The organism is Streptomyces sp. NPDC006335, from assembly GCF_040612795.1.
Taxonomy (GTDB): Bacteria; Actinomycetota; Actinomycetes; order Streptomycetales; family Streptomycetaceae; genus Streptomyces.
Window position 1 is genome coordinate 43,075 of the sequence record NZ_JBEXQX010000014.1, and the last position, 18,840, is coordinate 61,914.

At 69.6% G+C, this 18,840-nt stretch carries 18 protein-coding genes; 7 read left to right on the plus strand and 11 right to left on the minus strand.

The genetic code is table 11. The annotated features are described in order from the left end of the window. Window positions 1-66: 66 nt before the first annotated feature. From ABZ098_RS31660 to ABZ098_RS31670, 3 genes are all read right to left on the minus strand, one after another. Window positions 67-846 carry an HAD-IIA family hydrolase gene (locus ABZ098_RS31660; protein ID WP_280851281.1) on the minus strand — a complete coding sequence of 260 codons (780 nt, stop codon included), beginning with the start codon at window positions 844-846 and terminating at the stop codon, window positions 67-69. Window positions 847-959: 113 nt separating this feature from the next. After that, window positions 960-1,700: a hypothetical protein gene (locus ABZ098_RS31665; RefSeq protein ID WP_356596992.1), complete on the minus strand. Its 741-nt coding sequence runs from the start codon at window positions 1,698-1,700 to the stop codon at window positions 960-962. A gap of 166 nt (window positions 1,701-1,866) precedes the next feature. Beyond that, complete coding sequence (locus ABZ098_RS31670; protein WP_356596994.1) at window positions 1,867-3,069, minus strand: ROK family transcriptional regulator; 1,203 nt, start codon at window positions 3,067-3,069, stop codon at window positions 1,867-1,869. Between the two features lie 57 nt (window positions 3,070-3,126). Here ABZ098_RS31670 and ABZ098_RS31675 point away from each other — a divergent pair, with 57 nt between their 5' ends. The 3 genes from ABZ098_RS31675 to ABZ098_RS31685 are packed head-to-tail and all read left to right on the plus strand — an operon-like array spanning window position 3,127 to window position 5,607. Continuing rightward, entirely contained in the window at window positions 3,127-4,200 is a 1,074-nt protein-coding gene (locus ABZ098_RS31675; RefSeq protein ID WP_356596996.1) for a Gfo/Idh/MocA family oxidoreductase, read from the plus strand. Beyond that, window positions 4,197-4,706, plus strand: coding sequence for a heme-degrading domain-containing protein (locus ABZ098_RS31680; RefSeq protein WP_356596998.1), 510 nt, complete (start codon window positions 4,197-4,199; stop codon window positions 4,704-4,706). Before ABZ098_RS31675 ends, ABZ098_RS31680 begins: the two co-directional genes overlap by 4 nt. Before the next feature lie 43 nt (window positions 4,707-4,749). Further along, window positions 4,750-5,607: an LLM class F420-dependent oxidoreductase gene (locus ABZ098_RS31685; RefSeq protein ID WP_356597000.1), complete on the plus strand. Its 858-nt coding sequence runs from the start codon at window positions 4,750-4,752 to the stop codon at window positions 5,605-5,607. 52 nt (window positions 5,608-5,659) lie between these two features. Here ABZ098_RS31685 and ABZ098_RS31690 read toward each other — a convergent pair whose 3' ends face one another. The 4 genes from ABZ098_RS31690 to ABZ098_RS31705 form a co-directional block, all read right to left on the minus strand. Continuing rightward, window positions 5,660-6,517: a fumarylacetoacetate hydrolase family protein gene (locus ABZ098_RS31690; RefSeq protein ID WP_356597002.1), complete on the minus strand. Its 858-nt coding sequence runs from the start codon at window positions 6,515-6,517 to the stop codon at window positions 5,660-5,662. Between the two features lie 127 nt (window positions 6,518-6,644). Continuing rightward, window positions 6,645-7,358 carry a YidC/Oxa1 family membrane protein insertase gene (locus ABZ098_RS31695; protein WP_356597004.1) on the minus strand — a complete coding sequence of 238 codons (714 nt, stop codon included), beginning with the start codon at window positions 7,356-7,358 and terminating at the stop codon, window positions 6,645-6,647. An 87-nt stretch (window positions 7,359-7,445) separates the two neighbouring features. Further along, a complete protein-coding gene (locus ABZ098_RS31700; RefSeq protein ID WP_356597006.1) occupies window positions 7,446-7,757 on the minus strand; it encodes a DUF6412 domain-containing protein in 312 nt (103 codons plus the stop codon). Between the two features lie 37 nt (window positions 7,758-7,794). Next, on the minus strand, window positions 7,795-8,322 hold the full coding sequence (locus ABZ098_RS31705; protein WP_356597008.1) for a helix-turn-helix domain-containing protein: 528 nt from the start codon (window positions 8,320-8,322) through the stop codon (window positions 7,795-7,797). Between the two features lie 68 nt (window positions 8,323-8,390). Between ABZ098_RS31705 and ABZ098_RS31710 the strand changes: the two genes are divergently transcribed. Continuing rightward, window positions 8,391-9,782, plus strand: a complete 1,392-nt coding sequence (locus tag ABZ098_RS31710) for an MFS transporter (protein WP_356597010.1) — start codon at window positions 8,391-8,393, stop codon at window positions 9,780-9,782. 5 nt (window positions 9,783-9,787) lie between these two features. Here the strand turns inward: ABZ098_RS31710 and ABZ098_RS31715 are convergent, their stop codons facing one another. Continuing rightward, on the minus strand, window positions 9,788-10,570 hold the full coding sequence (locus ABZ098_RS31715; RefSeq protein WP_356597012.1) for a class E sortase: 783 nt from the start codon (window positions 10,568-10,570) through the stop codon (window positions 9,788-9,790). Window positions 10,571-10,914: 344 nt separating this feature from the next. Here ABZ098_RS31715 and ABZ098_RS31720 point away from each other — a divergent pair, with 344 nt between their 5' ends. Together ABZ098_RS31720 and ABZ098_RS31725 are read left to right on the plus strand one after the other, a co-directional pair. Further along, window positions 10,915-12,387, plus strand: a complete 1,473-nt coding sequence (locus tag ABZ098_RS31720) for a beta-1,6-galactanase (RefSeq protein ID WP_356597014.1) — start codon at window positions 10,915-10,917, stop codon at window positions 12,385-12,387. A gap of 96 nt (window positions 12,388-12,483) precedes the next feature. Next, the gene (locus ABZ098_RS31725; protein ID WP_356597016.1) at window positions 12,484-13,494 is read left to right on the plus strand and encodes an SEC-C domain-containing protein; all 1,011 of its coding nucleotides are present in this window, start codon (window positions 12,484-12,486) and stop codon (window positions 13,492-13,494) included. Window positions 13,495-13,845: 351 nt separating this feature from the next. Here the strand turns inward: ABZ098_RS31725 and ABZ098_RS31730 are convergent, their stop codons facing one another. The 3 genes from ABZ098_RS31730 to ABZ098_RS31740 form a co-directional block, all read right to left on the minus strand. Then, on the minus strand, window positions 13,846-14,289 hold the full coding sequence (locus ABZ098_RS31730) for a hypothetical protein (RefSeq protein ID WP_356597018.1): 444 nt from the start codon (window positions 14,287-14,289) through the stop codon (window positions 13,846-13,848). Window positions 14,290-14,360: 71 nt separating this feature from the next. Further along, window positions 14,361-14,981: a hypothetical protein gene (locus ABZ098_RS31735; protein ID WP_356597020.1), complete on the minus strand. Its 621-nt coding sequence runs from the start codon at window positions 14,979-14,981 to the stop codon at window positions 14,361-14,363. Between the two features lie 326 nt (window positions 14,982-15,307). Beyond that, window positions 15,308-17,665: a proprotein convertase P-domain-containing protein gene (locus ABZ098_RS31740; RefSeq protein ID WP_356597022.1), complete on the minus strand. Its 2,358-nt coding sequence runs from the start codon at window positions 17,663-17,665 to the stop codon at window positions 15,308-15,310. Between the two features lie 653 nt (window positions 17,666-18,318). Here ABZ098_RS31740 and ABZ098_RS31745 point away from each other — a divergent pair. Then, a complete protein-coding gene (locus tag ABZ098_RS31745; protein ID WP_356597024.1) occupies window positions 18,319-18,522 on the plus strand; it encodes a hypothetical protein in 204 nt (67 codons plus the stop codon). Window positions 18,523-18,840: the final 318 nt, after the last annotated feature.

The window sequence follows — 18,840 nt, forward strand, 5'->3', positions numbered from 1 at the left end:
GCACCCGGAGGGGCGCCGCGTTGCTCCGTTCGGGTCAGCCTCGGATCCGGCCGACGGGGTCCCGCCTCAGATCCGGTCGACGAGGTCCGCGATCGAGTCCACGACCTTCGAGGGCCGGTACGGGAATGCCTCGACCTGCTCGGGGCGGGTCAGTCCGGTGAGGACCAGGAAGGTCTGCATGCCGGCCTCCATGCCGGCCAGGACGTCGGTGTCCATGCGGTCGCCGATCATCGCGCTGGTCTCGGAGTGCGCGCCGATGGTGTTGAGTCCGGTGCGCATCATCAGCGGGTTGGGCTTGCCCGCGAAGTACGGCTGCTTGCCGGTCGCCTTGGTGATCAGGGCGGCGACGGCACCGGTGGCCGGCAGCGCGCCCTCGGCGGAGGGGCCGGTCTCGTCGGGGTTGGTGCAGATGAAACGGGCACCGTCGTTGATGAGCCGGACCGCCTTGGTCATGGCCTCGAAGGAGTAGGTGCGCGTCTCGCCGAGGACGACGTAGTCGGGCTCGTGGTCGGTCAGGATGTAGCCGATGTCGTGCAGGGCGGTGGTCAGACCCGCCTCGCCGATGACGTACGCCGTGCCCTCGGGCCGCTGGTCGTCCAGGAACTGCGCGGTGGCCAGGGCCGAGGTCCAGATGTTCTCGATCGGCACGTCCAGGCCCATGCGGCGCAGACGGGCGTGCAGGTCGCGCGGGGTGTAGATGGAGTTGTTGGTCAGCACCAGGAAGGGCTTGCCGGACTCGCGGAGCTTCTTGAGGAAGGCGTCGGCGCCGGGGATCGGTACGCCCTCGTGGATGAGTACACCGTCCATGTCGGTGAGCCACGAATCGATGGGCTTGCGGTCTGCCATGTGCGGGATCTCCTGCCGTACGCGTGTACGCCTTGCTGCGTCCGCCCCAGCCTAGACAGTGGCCGGATCTTGAGGGAATGGCCGGTTGGGGACGGGTCCCGGAACGTCCGGGGTCAGCGGCGGCCGCGGGCCCTGAGGATCGCTCCCACCGTGACCAGGAGGAGGGCGGCGGTCCCGAGGACGGCGGCGGCTGCGGCGGGGCCGGTGCTGGCGAGTTCCTCGGCCGCGTCCGCGAAGGGCAGGCCGCGGGGGGTGCGGGTGGGGTCGGGCCGCACAGTACCCGGCGGGGAGCCGATGCCGAAGCGGTAGTCGTCGGACTGCCCCACCCAGTCGCCGTCGTCGCCGTGCCGCTGGACGACGGCCGCGTTGACGGTGACCTCGTTCGGTACGGCGTCCTCGGTGAGCGCGAGCCGTACCTTCACGGTGAGGGTCCTGCCCGGGCCCACGGTGAGCCCGGCGCCGCCGAACACCCCGACGAGTTCGTCCTCGTCGGTGGTCTCGAAGCGGACGGCGTGGGTGCGGGGGCCGTCGTAGAACTCCAGGCGGGGCTGGGAGGGCTTCAGGGCGTGCCGCTCGTCGACGAGGACGACGACCGGGTGGATGCCCTCGCAGGTGTGCCGGGTCGTGTTGACGAGGTCCAGGTACCAGGTGTGGAAGCCGCCCCCGGCCTCGTAGACGTCGGGGCCGCCGTGGATACGGGTGGTGAGGGGGAAGGAACGGCCGACGGGGGCGCAGGAGTGGTCGACGGGGGCGGGGGAAGGGGTGGCGGCTGTCGCGGGGGGCGCCGACATCAGGGCGGCTGCTGCCGCGAGGCCGAGGAAGGTGGGCGTACCACCGTGGGCATACCGTCGCATGAACACATGACCATGTCGGGTGACGGCGCCCGACGCGGGATGCCGCTCCGTACGGCCGGGGAAGTCCCCTCGATCAGCGGACGCGGGGTGGCGAGCGAAGGGTGAAACCGGTCGGGTCGTCGGTGTCCGGCCGGTGCCCTCCCCCAGGCGTCGGACCGACCGTTCCTCACGCGTCGGACCGGCCGAAGAGCGGGGCCAGGACGAGCTGTGCCGCGCCCTCGGCTACCTCGCCGGTCGCGGTGCGCACGGGGACCGGTTCCTCGCCGGTGCGCCGGGCGCGTTCGTCGAGGACGGCTTCGACGCCTCGCAGGAAGGCGTCCGGGGCGGTGGTGACGGTACGGCCGCCCAGCAGTACCAGGTCGATGTCGAGGAGGGCGACGAGGTTGCCGGCCGCGATGCCGAGGACCCGGGCCGCCTCGGTGAGGTCGCCGCGGGCCACCGCCGCCAGGCACAGCGCCTCGACGCAGCCCCGGTCGCCGCAGCCGCAGGGCGGCCCGTCGAGCTGGACGACCTGGTGCCCGAACTCCCCGGCCGCGGTCCGCGCCCCCCGGTGCACGGCCCCGCCGATGACGAGTCCGGCGCCGAGCCCCGTACCGAGGTGCAGATACGCGAACGAGCCCCGCTCCCCGGCGACGGCGAGCCCCAGTGCGGCCGCGTTGGTGTCCTTGTCGACCACGACGGGCACTCCGAGCCGCCGCGCGAGCGCGTCCCGCAGGGGGAAGCCGTCCCACTCGGGGAAGCCGGTGACGCGGTGCAGCACACCCCTGGTGTGGTCGAGGGGCCCCGGGAGGGCGACGCCCACCCCGAGGAGGGAGGGGAGCGAGTCGGCGGCGGAGTGCGGGGCGGTGCCCTCGTCGTCGGCGCCTGGGGCCGACGGCCCGGTGGTCGCACCGGCCTCCGGCGGCCCGGCGTCCTCGGCCGCGCGCTCTCCCCCCGCCTCCTCCAGGAGCCCCTCCATGAGCCCCTCGACCTCTCCCGCGACCACCGCGACGACGGCCTGCGCGCCCGCGCCCAGGTCCAGCGCGGCGTGCCGTTCCGCCACCACCGCCCCGGCGAGGTCCACCAGCACCGTCCGCAGCGCGTCCCGGTCCAGGTGGACGCCCACCGCGTGGCCCGCCCCGGGCACGAGGCGCAGGACGGTCCGTGGTTTGCCGCCCGTCGACGCCCGGTGCCCCGCTTCCGCCGCCAGGCCCGCACCCCGCAGCCGGGCGGTGATCTTGCTGACGGCCTGCGGGGTCAGTCCGGTCCGTTCGGCGAGTTCCAGGCGGCTGATCCCCCCGGCGCCCGCGCCCCGCAGCAGGTCGAGCACGAGCGCGGTGTTGTGGCTGCGCAGGGCCGGGAGGTTGGCTCCGCCGTTCGTCCTGTTCACGCCTGCCATTGTCCGCCACGCTTGCACTTTGGCAACACCGTTGCGAAAGTGGAGGGCATGACTGCTGCTGACCTCCGCGTGGGCCTCGTCGGCTACGGCCTCGCGGGCTCCGTCTTCCACGCCCCGCTGATCGCCGCCACCGAGGGCCTCGCCCTCGACACGGTGGTCACCTCGAACCCCGAGCGGCAGAAACAGGCCCGCGCCGAGTTCCCGGACGTACGTACCGTCGATGGCGCCGACGCACTGTTCGCGCGCGCCGACGAACTCGACCTGGTCGTCATCGCCTCCCCCAACAAGACGCACGTACCCCTCGCCACCACCGCCCTGGAGGCCGGCCTCCCCGTCGTCGTCGACAAGCCGATCGCCGGCACGGCGGCCGAGGCGCGCGAGCTGGCCGCCCTCGCCGAGGACCGCGGCCTGCTCCTCTCCGTCTTCCAGAACCGCCGCTGGGACAACGACTTCCTGACGCTCCGCAAGCTCCTCGACGCGGGCGAACTGGGCGACGTATGGCGTTTCGAGTCCCGTTTCGAGCGGTGGCGGCCGCAGCCCAAGGGCGGCTGGCGCGAGTCCGGTGACCCGGCAGAGATCGGAGGTCTGCTCTACGACCTCGGCAGCCATGTCGTCGACCAGGCCCTGACTCTCTTCGGGCCCGCCGCCTCCGTGTACGCCGAGGCGGACGTCCGCCGCCCGGGCGCCGAGGTCGACGACGACACGTTCATCGCGATCACGCACGCGAGCGGCGTCCGCTCCCACCTCTACGTCTCCGCCACGACCGCCCAACTCGGCCCCCGTTTCCGGGTGCTGGGCTCCAAGGCGGGCTATGTGAAGTACGGCCTGGACCCGCAGGAGGCGGCGCTCAGGGAGGGCGAGCGGCCCGGTACGGCGGCCGGCTGGGGCCGGGAGCCCGAGTCGCTGTGGGGCCGGCTGGGCGCGGGAGAGTCCCCCGTGACGGGCGGCGGCAGCCCCGTCCCCACCCTCCCCGGCGACTACCCCGCTTACTATGCGGCCGTGGCCAGGGCCCTTGCCGACGGCGGCACCAACCCGGTGACCGCGCTGGAGGCGGCCGCCGCCCTCGACGTACTGGAGGCGGCGCGCCGTTCGGCCCACGACGGAGTGGCGGTGCAGCTGTGACGCACAACACCGGGCTGACCCCGAAGTTCCAGCCGGAACTCACCCCGCCCCTGGAGGAGCTGGAGGCGCAGGAACGCCGTCTGGTCTTCCGGCAGTTCACGTACGAGGACGCGTGGGCGCTGGGCTCGCTGCTGGTGGAGCTGGCCCGGGAGCGGCAGGCTCCGGTGGCCGTCGACATCCGGCGCGGCGGCCAGCAGCTCTTCCACGCGGCCCTGCCGGGTTCCACCCCGGACAACGACGCCTGGATCGACCGCAAGCGCCGGGTCGTGGAGCGCTACGGCTCCGCCTCCTACCTGGTCGGCGCCCGTTTCCGCGCCAAGGGCAGCACCTTCGAGGAGTCCTCGCGGCTGGACCCGGACGAGTACGCGGCCCACGGCGGCTCCTTCCCGATCACGGTGGAGGGCGTGGGTGTGGTCGGCACGGTGACGGTCTCGGGCCTGCCCCAGCTCCAGGACCACCGTCTCGTGGTCGAGGCGCTGGAGGAGTTCTTGAGCAAGGGCCGCTGACGGACAGGAATGATCGCCGGGTCCTCCCGCGTTGGCACCTGCCATGAAGCAGATCATCGGAAAGTACGGCATCTGGAACGGCGGCGGTCTGCGCGGGGAGGACCCGTCCCTGCGGGGCGAACGCGCCGAGGCCGCCGCCGAGTTGGAGGAACTCGGGTTCGGCGCGATATGGCTGGGCGGCAGCAGCTCCGCCGCCAACGCCGCCCCGCTCCTGGAGGCGACCTCGCGGATCGTCGTCGGCACCAGCATCCAGAGCATCTGGGACCACGAGGCCGAGACCGCCGCCGCGAGCTTCACCGACCTGGACGCCGCCCACGCCGGCCGCTTCGTCCTGGGCCTGGGCGTCAGCCACGCCAAGCTCGCGGAGCAGTACCGGCGCCCGTACTCGGCCCTGGTGGCCTACCTGGACGCCCTGGACAAGGCAGGAGCACCGGCCGAGGGCCGGGTCCTGGCCGCACTGGGCCCCAAGACCATCGAACTGGCCAAGAACCGCGCGGCCGGCTCGATCCCGTACCTGATCACCGCGGACCAGACGGCACGGTCCCGTGAACTCCTGGGCGAGGCGCCCCTGTTGGCCCCGGAGCTGAAGGTCGTCCTCGAGTCCGACCCCGCGCGCGCCCGCGCCGTGGCCCGCGACTACCTCGCCATGTACCTGGCCCTGCCCAACTACACCAACAACTTCCTCCGCAACGGCTTCACGGAGGACGACCTCAAGGACGGCGGCAGCGACCGCCTGGTCGACGCGGTCTACGCCTGGGGCACGGACGAGAAGATCCGCGCCCGCGTCGACGAGTTCCTCGAGGCGGGCGCGGACCATGTGGCCCTGCAGATCGTGGACGGCGGCCCGCGCTACAGCCTCCCGAGGGAGGCCTGGCGCAGGCTCGCATCGCTACTGGGGTGACTGGCCCCACCCAGGGGCGCGGGAGGGCCGAACGACCGCAGTCCCCCACGCCTCAGGCGTCTTTGAACTCCTGCCGCTGCCGCCCGAGCCCCGAGATCTCCAGTTCCACCACATCCCCGGCCCGCAGATACGGCTTGGGCTCGGGCTCCCCCATCGCGACCCCGGCCGGGGTACCCGTGTTGATCACATCGCCCGGGTACAGGGTCATGAACTGGCTGACGTAGCGCACCACTTCACCGACGGGGAAGATCTGCTCGGCGGTCGTGCCGTTCTGCTTCAGCTCGCCGTTGACCCACAGTTTCAGGGACAGGTTCTGCGGGTCGGGGATCTCGTCCGCCGTCACCAGCCACGGTCCCAGGGGGTTGAACGTCTCGCAGTTCTTCCCCTTGTCCCACGTCCCGCCGCGCTCGATCTGGAACTCCCGCTCGGACACGTCGTGCGCCACCGCGTACCCGGCGACATGGGCGAGCGCTTCCTCGGTGGACGCCAGGTAGCGGGCCGTACGCCCGATCACGACCGCCAGCTCGACCTCCCAGTCGGTCTTCTCCGACTTCCGGGGCACCAGGACCGTGTCGTAGGGGCCGACCACCGTGTCCGCGGCCTTGAAGAAGATCACCGGCTCGGCGGGCGGCTCGGCACCCGTCTCGCGCGCGTGGTCGTGGTAGTTCAGGCCGATGCAGACGATCTTGCCGATCCCTCCGACCGGCGGCCCGACGCGGAGCCCCGTGGTGTCCAGCGCCGGCAGGTCCCCGGCCTCCGCGGCCGCGCGGACCCGGCCGAGTGCCGCGTCGTCGGCGAGCAGCGTCCCGTCGATGTCCTCCACGACACCGGACAGGTCCCGCAGGACCCCGTCGGTGTCGAGCAGCGCGGGCGTCTCCGTTCCCGCCGTACCGACTCGCAGCAGCTTCATGATCACTATCTCCCTAGATCGCGGGGCGCCCGCCGACGGGTGCAGCCATCGGATGACTGGTCGATCCTCCAAGCTGAGTGTCCAGTCCGCAATACCCGGTTCACGGACTGGACCGTCCCCGCTCCGGTCAGCGATAGAGGGCGGCCCTCTCGACCGCGGCCCACGTCGAACTGGTCACCACGTACAGCGCGGCCGCGAGGGGCACTACCGCCACGGTGAAGAGGGTGAAGAAGGACATGAAGGGCATGGCCCTGCTCATCGCGCCCATCCCGGGCACCGGCTGCCCGTCGGTCACCGGCAGGACCGGGTTCGCGGCCATCATCCGTTTCGTACGGCGGTAGTTGAAGGTCGCCACCACGACGACGAACGCGAAGAGGCAGACGTACACGAGCCCCGCTCCCCCGAACGCCCCGCCGTCACCGAGCGCGTCCGCCCAGCGTCCGCCGAGCGGCGCGGTGAACAGCTCGTGGCCGAGCAGCTCGTTCGCCTTGCCGCCGATCGTCGTGTTGGAGAAGAGGTGGTACAGCAGGAAGAACGCGGGGAGCTGGAACAGTCCGGGCAGACAGCCGGACAGCGGGGAGACCTTCTCCTCGGCGTGCAGGGCCATCACCGCCTTCTGGAGCGCGGCGGGGTCGTCCTTGTGCTTCTTCCGCAGCTCGGCGATCTTCGGCTGGAGCCTGGTGCGGGCCTTCTGGCCGCGGGCCGCGGCGCGGGACAGGGGGTGCACGAGCAGTCGTACGAAAGCGGTGAACAGGACGATCGCGGCGGCGGCCGCGGTGGCGCCGAAGAGGGGGTGGAGCAGGTCGGCGAGATGCTGGACCAGATCAGCGAAGACGGACATGGGTGAGCCCTCCGGGGGTCTCGTCGTGCCGGAAGTGGTGAGAGGCGGCATGACGACCCGCGCGGAACACCCCTGTGCGAGGGGCTTCTACGCGGTGATCGTCCGGAGGGCGTGACCGGGGGCTCGGGGGCGGGGGCGCCCCTGGGCGTCGGGGTCGCGTTGTGTGAGGAAGGCCGTGCGGCGGGCGCGGTCGCGGATGGCGGTGCGGACGCGGGTCGGCGGCACGGCGGGCGCGCAGCGCGAGGCGATCAGCGAGCAGGCGACGAACGCGGAGCCGGCCGCGGCGGTCGCGGCGAGCGCGACGGCGGCGGAGAGGCTGCTGGTGTCGAGCAGGACGACGTCGAGCACGAGGAGCAGGAACACGGCGGCGGGGCGCCCGGTCGTCCAGTTGCGGATCACGGCGCTCCCTCCTCCCTGCTTGTCGGTCCTCCCCCGGTTATACCTGATCGACCACGATCGGCTGAAGGAGCCTCCTCGGCTCCAGCAGCGCCCGGCTGACCGGGTCGGCCGGGTCCGGGTCGAGCCCGGAGCCCGGCACCATGAGGACGTCCTCGACCGGTACGACGGTCGCGCAGGCGGGGCATTCGCCGTAGGAGCCGAGTTCGGTGCCGCACTCGGCGTGGTGGAAAGTCCGCAGCGCGCTCTCGCCGTGGTGCTCGCGGCCCCAGCGGCCGAGGGCGCGCAGGGTGGGCCACAGGGCGATGGCACGGTCGGTGACGACGTACTCGTCACGCGGCGGGGACTCCTGGTACCGGCGCTTTTGGAGGATCCCTTCCTCGGTGAGCATCTGGAGGCGGGCGGCGAGGACGGCGCGCGGGATGCCGAGGTGGACGAGGAAGTCATTGTAGCGCCGGACGCCGTAGAGGGCGTCGCGGACGACGAGCAGGGTCCAGCGCTCGCCGACGATCTCCAGCGCGCGGGCGATCGAGCATTCCTGTGTCGCGTAGTCCTTGCCCAGTGCCATGCCGCCCACTGTAACCATTTTCCGCCCATAGGTTCAATGACCGAACCTACTCTGCTACGGTTCTCGCCATGGCTAGGTTCAATGAACGAACTCTCACTGAGGTGAAGGTCGCCGAGACCCCCCAGGCCTCTCCCGCGCACCCCACCGCCACGCTCACCCTGACCAGCGCCGCCACCGCCGTCGCCCTCATGACGTACACCGCGCCGATGGTCACGCTCCCCGACGTCGCCGCCGACCTGCACACCCCGCTGTCCGCCCAGGCCTGGCTCCTGAACGGCACCCCGCTCGGCCTCGCCGCCCTCCTCCTGGTCGCCGGCTCCCTCGCCGACGACTACGGCCGCCGCCGCATCTTCGTCGCGGGCACCCTGGCCCTCGGCCTCACCACCGCCCTGGGCGCACTGACCTCGTCCACCTGGCTGTTCACGCTGGCCCGGGTCGCCCAGGGCGCGGCCAGCGCGGCGCTCCTCGCGAGCAGCCTGGGCCTGATCGTCCACGCCTTCCCCTCACCGAGGGGCCGCCTGCACGCGACCGGCGTGTGGGGCGCCTTCGTGAGCGGCGGCATCGCCGTCGGCCCCCTGCTGAGCGGCGCGATGCCGAGCTGGAGAGTGTCGTACGGCGTTCTCGGCGCCGCCGCCGTGCTCGTGGCCGCCCTGTCCGCACGGCTCCTGACGGAGTCCCGGGCCCCGCGCGGCGGCCGCCCCGACCTCGCCGGCGCGGTGACCTTCGGGCTCGCTCTGGTCGCCCTGGTCGCGGCGCTGACCCTGGGCCGGGACGGGTGGCTGCGGGCACCGATCGGGCTGTTGCTGCTGGCGTCCGTGGTCCTGCTCGCCGCGTTCACGGCGGTGGAACGCCGCTCGGCCACCCCGATGATCGACCTGGGCCTGCTGCGCCAGCGCCGTTTCCTCGCGTCCTCCTCCAGCGGCCTGTTCACGGGCCTCGCGGTGATCGGCCTGTTCAGCTTCCTGCCGGCCCTCCTCCAGCAGACCGTCGGCCTGTCCGCGATGGACACGGCCTGGCTCTTCCTCCTCTGGTCCGGCCTGTCCTTCGCGGTGGCCCTCCAGGTCCGGCGCCTGGCCGGCCGGGTGCCGCCGCGCCGGCAGCTCGCGATCGGCTTCCTGCTGCACGCGGCGGGCGTGCTGACCATGCTGGGCTCGCTCGACGCGGGTTCCTGGGTACGGCTGCTGCCGGGCCTGGTCGTCGCCGGCGTCGGCAGCGGCCTGCTGAACGCGGCGCTCCCGCTGCTCGCCGTGGAGTCCGTCCCGGCGGCCCGTGCGGCAATGGGCTCGGGCGCCCAGCAGACCTTCCGTTACATCGGCTCCTGCGCCGGGGTCGCCCTGACGATCGCGATCGCCACCTCCTCCGGCGGCGGCCTCGCCCACGGCGCGGACATCGCCATGGTGGTGTCGGCGGTGCTGGCACTGGTGGCGGCCGCGAGCGTGGTGGGACTGCGGGAGCGGTGACCGCGTCAACGCGGCCGCGTCGACACCAGCTTGCCCCACACCACCAGCCGGTACCGGGACGTGTACTCGGGGGTGCACGTGGTGAGGGTGAGGTAGTGACCGGGCTCGGTGTAGCCGTAGGAGGGACGCACCGTCGAGCGGGGGATCCGGCCGATCACCCCCGAGTCGCGGGCCGAGGTCTGGCGCAGGGTCCTGTCCACGGCGTACGTGAACACCGCGCCGCGCGTCTCCACCTGGACGGTGTCCCCGGGCGCGAGCCGGTCGACGTACCGGAAGGGCTCGCCGTGGGTGTTGCGGTGCCCGGCGAGCGCGAAGTTCCCGGCGCCGCCCGGCTGCGCGGTGCCGGGGTAGTGGCCGACGTACCCCTTGTCGAGGACACCGCGCCTGCCGACGCCCTCGGCGACGGGGACGCGGAGGTGGAGGCGGGGGATGCGGAGGACGGCGTAGGCCTGGGACAGGTCGGGCGGCGGGGTGGTGGGGTCGTCCTGGGCGGCGGGTTTCGGGGTGGTGGTGGCCAGGGTGGTCGTGGCCGGAGTGGTGGTGTGGAGGTCTTGATCGGCCTGGGCCCCCGGGTCGGCTCCCGCGCCCCGCTCCCACTCCCGCTCCAGCACCTCGACCTCGCGCCGAGCGCCCTCCCGGGCCTGCCGGTTGGTCCACCACAGCTGGTGCGCGACGAGGAGCAGCAGGACGACGCCCGCGGTGACGAGGAGTTCGCCACCGGCCCACACCGCGCGTCGGCGACGCTCGCGCCGGCGCCGGGCTCCGTGGTGCATGACGCGCTGCCGCATGGATCACGCCTCCTCGGACGGGGCCGCCCGCACGATAAGGGCAGGGCGCGCAAGTCACCAGGCCGAGGACCTGTGCAGCCGACGCAAGTCACCAGGCCGAGGACCTCGTGGAGCCGACGCGAACATGGACGTGGCCGGGGGACACGGCCGGGGACGCGTCCGGTATACCGAACTTCCTCCACCGGTTTTAGGAAGGGCTGTCAGAACTCTCGACAAGCTCACTGGCCACACCCGATGCTTCGTCGTGGCATGAACGGGGCAGGCCACGGCGCGGGTCAGAAGCCGCGTCGATCCATCGGAGTGTCGACCCATCGGAGTGTCGACCATCGGAGTTCGGAGTAGCCATGATCCGACGCAGAACGCTGCTGACAGCCGCAGGAGGCACCCTCCTCGGCAGCGCGCTGGCCACCGGTACCGCCCGTGCGGACGCCACGATCGCGGTCAGCCCGGGGACGTCGTACGGCACCTGGGAGGGCTGGGGCACCTCCCTGGCCTGGTGGGCCAACGTCTTCGGCGCCCGGGACGACTTCGCCGACATCTTCTTCACCACCAAGTCGACGTCCTACAACGGCACTTCGCTCCCCGGTCTCGGCCTGAACATCGCCCGCTACAACCTGGGCGCGTGCAGTTGGAACACCGTGAGCGGCTCGTCGATGGTCGAGTCGCCGAACATCCCCGCCTTCAAGCAGATCGAGGGCTACTGGCAGGACTGGAACAACGAGGACCCGACGTCCTCGGCGTGGGACTGGACGGCGGACGCCAACCAGCGGGCGATGCTGGTGAAGGCGACCCAGCGAGGCGCCGTGAGCGAGCTCTTCGCGAACTCCCCGATGTGGTGGATGTGCAACAACCACAACCCCTCCGGCGCCTCGGGCGGCGGCAACAACCTCCAGACCTGGAACTACCGCCAGCACGCCTCCCACCTCGCCGCGACCGCCCTGTACGCCAAGAACAACTGGGGCGTGAACTTCTCGACGGTCGACGCCTTCAACGAGCCCTCCTCGTCCTGGTGGACGGCGACCGGCACGCAGGAGGGCTGCCACATGGACGCGAGCGTCCAGTCGGCCGTACTGCCGTACCTGCGCAGCGAGTTGAACAACCGCGGCCTGACCGGCGTGAAGATCTCGGCCTCCGACGAGACCAGCTACGACCTCGCCCGCACCACCTGGAACTCCTTCAGCTCGACGACCAAGGGGTACGTCAACCAGGTCAACGTGCACGGCTACCAGGGCTCCAACGGCCGCCGGGACCTCCTCTACACGGACGTGGTGACCACGGCCGGCAAGAAGCTGTGGAACTCCGAGACCGGTGACAGCGACGGCACCGGTTACACCACGGCCTTCAACCTCCTCTACGACTTCCGCTGGCTGCACCCCACGGCCTGGGTCTACTGGCAGGTCATGGACCCGACGGCGGGCTGGGGAGTGATCAAGTACGACGCGAGCACCCTTCAGGCCGGCGCGATCGAGACGAAGTACTACGTGCTGGCCCAGTTCAGCCGGCACATCCGCCCCGGGATGAAGATCCTCGACACGGGCGTGAGCAACGCGGTCGCGGCCTACGACTCCTCGGCCAAGCGCCTGGTCATCGTGGCCCTGAACACCTCCACCTCGGCCCAGACCCTCACCTTCGACCTGTCCCGCTTCACCACGGTGACGGGCGGCTCCGGCGGCGTGGTCCCGCGCTGGAACACGGTGACGACGGGCGGCGACAAGTACGCCTCGTACTCCAACACCTTCCTGAGCGGGAAGTCGGTGGCGGTGCCGTTCGCGGCGAAGGCGGTACAGACACTGCAGATCGACGGCGTGACGATCTGAGCGAGCCCGTGGTGCGGGCCGGGGCCCTTCGCGTCAACCGGCCCCTGGCCTGCACCTCCCTCTCCTTTGACACTGATCGGCAGTACGGTGTCCCCCATGCGCCCCGACACGCCTGCCGAGAACGTCGACCACAACGCCGAAGCGGCGCGCCTGGAGCGGACCGCCGACCGGTATCCCGAGGACGCCGAAGCCCTGCTCCTGCAGGCCGCGGCCCATCTGGAACTGGCCGGCGACCGTCCCGCCGCGTCCTCCCTCTACGACCGCCTGCTGGCCGCGCAGGACGGCTTGGAGAACCCGTTCCTCGTCCGCGCCCTGAAGGCCGCGAACCTGTGGGAGTACGGCCATGAGGCCGAGGCCCGCGCGATCATCGACGGCGTCCGCACGGCGTCACCGCGGGACCCGGCGCCCTGGGTGATCGTCGCGGAGGCCCTGGAGTCCCACGACGAGCTGGAGCAGGCGCAGGCGACGTTCACGGAGGGGGCGAGGGTGCTCCTCACGGACGTACCGGAGCCGCCGTACTCCACGCATCCTTTGTTGTTCGGCCGCCACCGCGTCCGCCGCATGCTGGGCCTGGCCCACGACGACTGGGACCTGCTGGCGGACACCGTCAACTCCTCCCCGGTCTCCCTCGACGAACTGCACGACCCGAAGCGGGTCTGGTCGCTCGGCTCGGAGAACCCGGCGGAACTGGAGGCGGAGATCTCCCGCCTGCGCGCCGAACTCGGCACGTACCGCGAGGCGTTGTCCCGCCCGTTCCCGGTAGCGGTCCTGCACTGGCCTGCTGCCGAACTGACGGAACTGGTATCCGCCTACCCGTCGTTGGCCTCGGAGTACCCCTCCCACGAGGAGCACCTGGTGACAATAGAGGCGTCCCTGCGCGAGCTCTCCGCCTCCGGCACGGCGAACCTGGGCATCGTGTCGGGAACGGTCCCCTCCTACGAGGCCTTCGCGGCCTCGGAGGGCATGTCCCCGGCGGAGGCCTCCCTGCTCCCCCAGTACGCGACGACCCTGGCGGCGCGGGGACGCGCGGTGGAGTGGCCGCCGCAGCGGGGGACGGCGTGCTGGTGCGGGTCGGGCCGGATCTACGGCGAGTGCCACGGGGAGTGAGCGAGCGCTGAGGGGGGCGGGGCGGGTCCGAGGAGCTGCTGGTCGGCGCCGGGGACCTGCCCCTCCTGTGTGCGCGTAGCCCTCCTACAGATCCACAACCAGGCTGCCCGGCACGTACGGCGACTCTCCGGTCACCAGCCACTGCTGGAGGTCCTGCAACCTCGCGAGGGCCGCCCTGCAAAAGGTCGACGGTTCGGGCCTGGGAAACCGCGGATGTTCCGTCTGAGTCGGAAGCCAGTCAGCGCAGAGCCAGAACCCTCGCGCGCAGCAGGTCCACCGGCCGAGCTGCACCAACACCCATCAGCGATCACGCCCGACCGAGGCACCTCCACACCACCCTGTTACCAGCTCTTACGGTGCGGGTTTTTGCTTGCCGTCCAAAATGGCGAGCGCCCATTGCGTCTTCTCGTTATCGGGTGAAACTGTCAAGCTCTGCTCTTCACCCTTGTCGATGAAGATGTAGCCGATGGATACCGGGCCACCACATTTGACTTTCACCGGGTCTGCAGACTCTTCCCGAAGGGAAAGATTACCCTTTCCGCCACACCGTACATGAACGGTATAGACGTCCTTTTTCGACACGAAGGACTCGATTTCCCGGGTGCCTTTTCCGGTAGTTTCCGGGATCAAATAATCTGCCTTCTTTGGCAGCCTCAGGTCCAGGGGCTTACTGGCGGTCGAAGAAGCAGAAGCCGGCTTGGCGTCAGCCTCCTTTCCCGACTCACCGTCCTCAGATGAGCATGCCGAGAGAAGCAAGGCGAGCAACGCCGGGGCGACGAATGCAACTTTGCGCATCAGTGATCTCCTCAAACGGGTGCCCCGGCGGCCCTAAGGTCGTCCGGGGCACCTCTCGTGTACAGGCGTGGTCAGCCGCTGATGACCCAGCCCTCACGGTACGGGGCCCAGACAGTCATGTACTTCTTGTTGCTGATAACGCAGTCGCTGGAGACGTGGGCCGAGTAGCCGTACACCTTCTCCTTCTTGATGCCGTAGTCGCCGTACACGGTCTTGTGCGCCTTGACCTTGCCGTAGGCCTCGACGCCCAGCTCGGAGGTCCAGGACTTCTTGGCCGACCCGGTGACCTCGGTCTTGATCTTCCCCAGCCACAGGACCTTGGCCTCGCCGCCGATGGTGACGGAAGCGCCGATCTCGGTCGTGCCGGACCGCTTCGTCGTGAACTTCCAGTCCATGGTGGTGCTGCGGTTGTTCTGCACGAACGTGCTGTACTTGACGGCCATGGTGTTCGGCAGGTTTCTGGTGATGTGCACGAAGTTGTAGGGCCTGCCGCAGTACTGTCCGGTGGGCGAGGAGAGGTCTTCGGTGCCGGTGATGGGCTGATCGGGCAGGTCCGGTCCATCCACCTGGTTGGGCAGGTCGAACTCCTCGTTCAGTTCGTCGATGGACTCGACACCGCCAAGGATCTCTCCTCCTCCGGACGGGGCGTCGCCGAGCTCGTCCGGCACGATCGTCGAGCCCTCTGCGATCACTGGCGCGTCGACCGGAACGTCCGTATCCGCGAGCGCCGGCGAAGCCGCACCGCCAAGGATCAGAATGCTACTGACTGCGCCGACCGCGACTCTGGTACGAACGGACATTTTACCCCCATAATTAGTACGCGTTCCCCGTTGGAATTGCGCCCTGAAATGAATTCTTGCACGGTGTCTGAGCCCGTTGCGAGGAAACCTCAATTGCTTGAGCTAGATCTGAGCTTGCCTGCTTCGGGACAACGTTGTCGTTCGTGGAATGAAAAAGACGGCTCGTCGAATCCTCGGATCGAGCCGTCTTTCTCATCTCATCACGCAGGTGAAAACGGTCAGAAGGTCAGTGACCAACCGTTCAGCGTGCCTGTGGAACCCTCGTCCGTGTCATCTATGCTGAGATTCCAGGTGCCGGATGCCGGCGCTGTGCTGACATCCACTGTGTAAATGTGTTGAAGGGTGCCGCCTGACTCCGATGCAGAATCCGGCTTGAGCAAGTGCAGCTTGCCGTTCGGGTCGACCAGGTTGATGGTCAGGTCGCCGATCCATCCGTGGGTGATGTCGACGTACACCTTGAGTTCCTTGGGAGCGCTACCCGTGAGTCCGCTGACCGTGATCGGCGAACGCACGTAGTCGGCGTCAGGCAGGGTGACACGGGTCTGGCTCTCGTACGACGGGAAGTCCAGCGACCAACCCTTCAGAGAGCCGACGGCGCCGGTCGATGTGTCCTGGACTCGCAGCGTCCAGGTCCCACTCGCGGGAGAGGTGCGGGCGTCTACCGTGTAGGTGCCGCTAACTGGTGAGTCAGTTGCGGAGGTGGACTTGACCCGGTAGGACTTCCCGTCAGGAGCGATCAGATCGACCTTGAGGTCCCCGGACCACTCATGGACGGCGTCCACCTGCACCTGCAGTGCCCCGGAGGCCCCGCCGGGCAGGCCGGCTACGGCAATGGTCGAGTCGAGTGTGCCGGCATCCGGGATCGCGGCGGTTCCCTTCTTCGCGAACGAATTCGGGATCAGGGTCCAGCTCTTGAGCGTGCCGACACCGCCCTTGGAGCGGTCCTCCACCTGCAACTTCCACGTGCCGCCGGCGGGGGATGCGCTGGCGTCGACAGCGTACGTCGCGCTCAGCGCACCGCCGGTCTGGCTTCCGCCAGTTGCCTTGAGCGGGTAGGACTTGCCGTCCGGGGCAATCAGGTCGATCTTCACCTCAGGGTGCCAGTCGTGCGTCAGGTTCACACGTACCTGTAGCGACTTGGATGCCTTGCCCGCCACCCCGGAGATGGTCACCGGCGACTGCACAATTCCCGGATCAGGAATGGCGTAGGCCTTGTAGTTGCTGATGTGTGACGCCCGCGGCTTGGGCTCTGGCGTAGGCGGCGGTGTCGGCTCGCTCTCCCCCAGCGCCGCGCCTATGTTCAGACGGGGGGTGGTCACAGTCCCGTCGACGATGGGCTTGCCGGTCGACTTGAGCAACTGCTCCAGTTCGGCAATGGGCTTGGCGGGATACGTCTGGCGCAAGACGGCAAGTGTGCCGGCCACGTGAGGCGCCGACATTGAGGTGCCGCTCTCAGCCGCGTACGCGCCCTTGCGTATCGAAGAGACGATCCCCTCCCCCGGTGCGAACAGGTCCAGCATGGCGCCGCGGTTGGAAAACTCCGAGACGGTGTCGCCATAGCTCGAGGAACCGACGGTGACTGCACTGTCGACACAGGCGGGGCTGTTGACCCTGTTGCTGAAGCCGTTGTTGCCTGCTGCGACGACGGTGGCGACTCCGGCTTCGAGCAGGGCGTCGATCATGGGCTTGCGTACGTCGGAGCCACAGGGGGAACTGTACTGTCCAGCGCCGAGGCTGAAGTTCGCGGCGATTACCGGAGTGCCGGCCTGCTGAAGTTGCAGAACCTTCTCCAGCGCCGCGACTTGAGCGCTGCTGAAGCTCTTCACGCAGGGCGTGTTGCCCTCACCGCAGTAGTCAGGGGAATCCAGCTTGCTGAACACCTGAATGGCGATCACGTCGGCATCCGGGGCAACGCCCGAGACGGGAGCTGCGGCGATGCCGGTTCCGTCGCCGGCCGCGATGCCCGCGACATGCGTTCCATGCTCGCACTCGGTGATGGTGGCGCAGGGGCCGACCTCGGAGTCGGCCGTCCCTGGCCCTTCCTCAGCCGCCGTGCCTCCGGGGCACAGGCTCGTGGCGGAGTACGCGGGGTCGATCGGCGAGAAGCACGCCTCGGAGATCACGCGTCCCTGGAGGAACGGGTGTTTTACCGCAACGCCCGTGTCGATGACGGCAATTGCGCTGCCCTTGCCCGTCTTGCCCTTCTTGATGGCCTGATCGCCGCCGATGAAGGGCACGCTGGTGTCCAGGGTGGGTTCCGAGAGAGTGTCCTCCGTCACGCTCACCACGCCAGGCTTGGTGGCCAGAGCATCGAGGCCGCCCTTGCTGACCTGGAGTGTGACCATCGGCAGCTTCTGGAACTTCTGCATCGTTTTGCCCGCAGCGGATGCGCTGGAGATGTCCGCTCGCTCTTCCGTCACGACATTGACGCGAGCAGTGCCCTTCTTGGCTGCGAGGTCGTACAGCGCCGGGTCAATCGGCCCGTGCGCCGCGGGAGTTGGAGCAGCGAGCGAAGGCGTGTCAGCCACGGCCGGCGCCGCCCCCATGGCCAAAGCCATCGCCGCGGTTGCCACCACGGTCCATATCGGTCTGTTCATATCGCTCTCGTGGAAGTGGGCAGGCGAAGCCCGCCAGTTGAAGTTGCACCCCAGTTGCGAGAGCCCAGCGCGAACCGTCGTGCGCTGGCTCGATCAAGTAGCAACTAGGGCAGCATGAATGCCGCAACTGCCGCACATGAATGAATAAGGAGACGGCCTCGCCTCTCGCATGGCCGAGACGCAGAGCTCCCCAGGCTCCGCCAGCAACGGTGTCGAAGTGCCGCACGCCCCCTCGTGCCGATCACCGCTGGATCGGCACGAACCTTAGATCGAGTTGTGAATGCTTACAAGGCGTCATGTCCACGGAACACAGCATTCAATGCGTCGCTTATGCAAATTTCTCGATGTGGTTCGGTTGCCTTACCGGTCAGCGACAGTCGAAAACGGCCGCCTGATGGATCAGAGTCGGCGAAATCTTGGCAGCAAACCGGAACGTAGTCTCCCGGTTATGTAAGCCCACTTGGCAAGATCACGGAGGGCGCCGGTGTGCTTCCTGTGAAGCTGTCATGTACATTCGTCCAGTGCAGATCACAGGGCAAGGCGACCCACACTTCGTCAACCCGCCAAGATTACGCGGAGGGTCACTCGTGGTCCGGAGCCTTCTATGGCTCACAGCCGCCATTCTCGCCCTTGTGGTCGTCTGGATCTTGTGGGCCATTCTCATGAGCGGCGGCGGGCTCACCGCCGCCATTTTCTGCACCGTCCTCGTTGCACCGGGAGCAGTCTTCTACCTTGTCAGTAACGCGCAGGCGAAGCGCCGTGCTCGCACCCGCGAAGTGGGCGTGAGCGCCGTGAGTACGCTGCCAGGCGCCGAGATGTTGTCGTCTGGCCGCTGACCCTGGCGTGGGCGGAGCCGCTTCGGTACGGCCGGCGACCGGCACGGGCCGCGTCGTCACCGCGGTCACGCAGCTTCAGCGCGCGAATGCGGCCGGGGTCACACCCCGCATCGCCCGCTCCAGCCGGGAAAAGGCCCCGTGGACGGAAAGCCGCCGAACGAACCCGGCGTGCATGCGAGCCGCGTCCGCGCGCCCCTGACACCGGCCCACTTGCCAGCCGTCCCGCACCCCCGACCCACCTGGGCCACCCGTTCCTCCGGGCCGCCCGCTCGCTTCTCTCCCGTGCCGGAGCGGACTGGGTCAAGGGTCGGCCGCAGG

Excerpts from the sequence above, each read along its gene's own strand:
- ABZ098_RS31725 (WP_356597016.1), top strand. The coding sequence starts at position 12,484 with ATGCGCCCCGACACGCCTGCCGAGAACGTCGACCACAACGCCGAAGCG.
- ABZ098_RS31695 (WP_356597004.1), bottom strand. The coding sequence starts at position 7,358 with ATGTCCGTCTTCGCTGATCTGGTCCAGCATCTCGCCGACCTGCTCCAC.
- ABZ098_RS31720 (WP_356597014.1), top strand. The coding sequence starts at position 10,915 with ATGATCCGACGCAGAACGCTGCTGACAGCCGCAGGAGGCACCCTCCTC.
- ABZ098_RS31730 (WP_356597018.1), bottom strand. The coding sequence starts at position 14,289 with ATGCGCAAAGTTGCATTCGTCGCCCCGGCGTTGCTCGCCTTGCTTCTC.
- ABZ098_RS31660 (WP_280851281.1), bottom strand. The coding sequence starts at position 846 with ATGGCAGACCGCAAGCCCATCGATTCGTGGCTCACCGACATGGACGGT.
- ABZ098_RS31675 (WP_356596996.1), top strand. The coding sequence starts at position 3,127 with ATGACTGCTGCTGACCTCCGCGTGGGCCTCGTCGGCTACGGCCTCGCG.
- ABZ098_RS31710 (WP_356597010.1), top strand. The coding sequence starts at position 8,391 with ATGGCTAGGTTCAATGAACGAACTCTCACTGAGGTGAAGGTCGCCGAG.
- ABZ098_RS31705 (WP_356597008.1), bottom strand. The coding sequence starts at position 8,322 with ATGGCACTGGGCAAGGACTACGCGACACAGGAATGCTCGATCGCCCGC.
- ABZ098_RS31690 (WP_356597002.1), bottom strand. The coding sequence starts at position 6,517 with ATGAAGCTGCTGCGAGTCGGTACGGCGGGAACGGAGACGCCCGCGCTG.
- ABZ098_RS31715 (WP_356597012.1), bottom strand. The coding sequence starts at position 10,570 with ATGCGGCAGCGCGTCATGCACCACGGAGCCCGGCGCCGGCGCGAGCGT.
- ABZ098_RS31665 (WP_356596992.1), bottom strand. The coding sequence starts at position 1,700 with ATGCGACGGTATGCCCACGGTGGTACGCCCACCTTCCTCGGCCTCGCG.
- ABZ098_RS31685 (WP_356597000.1), top strand. The coding sequence starts at position 4,750 with ATGAAGCAGATCATCGGAAAGTACGGCATCTGGAACGGCGGCGGTCTG.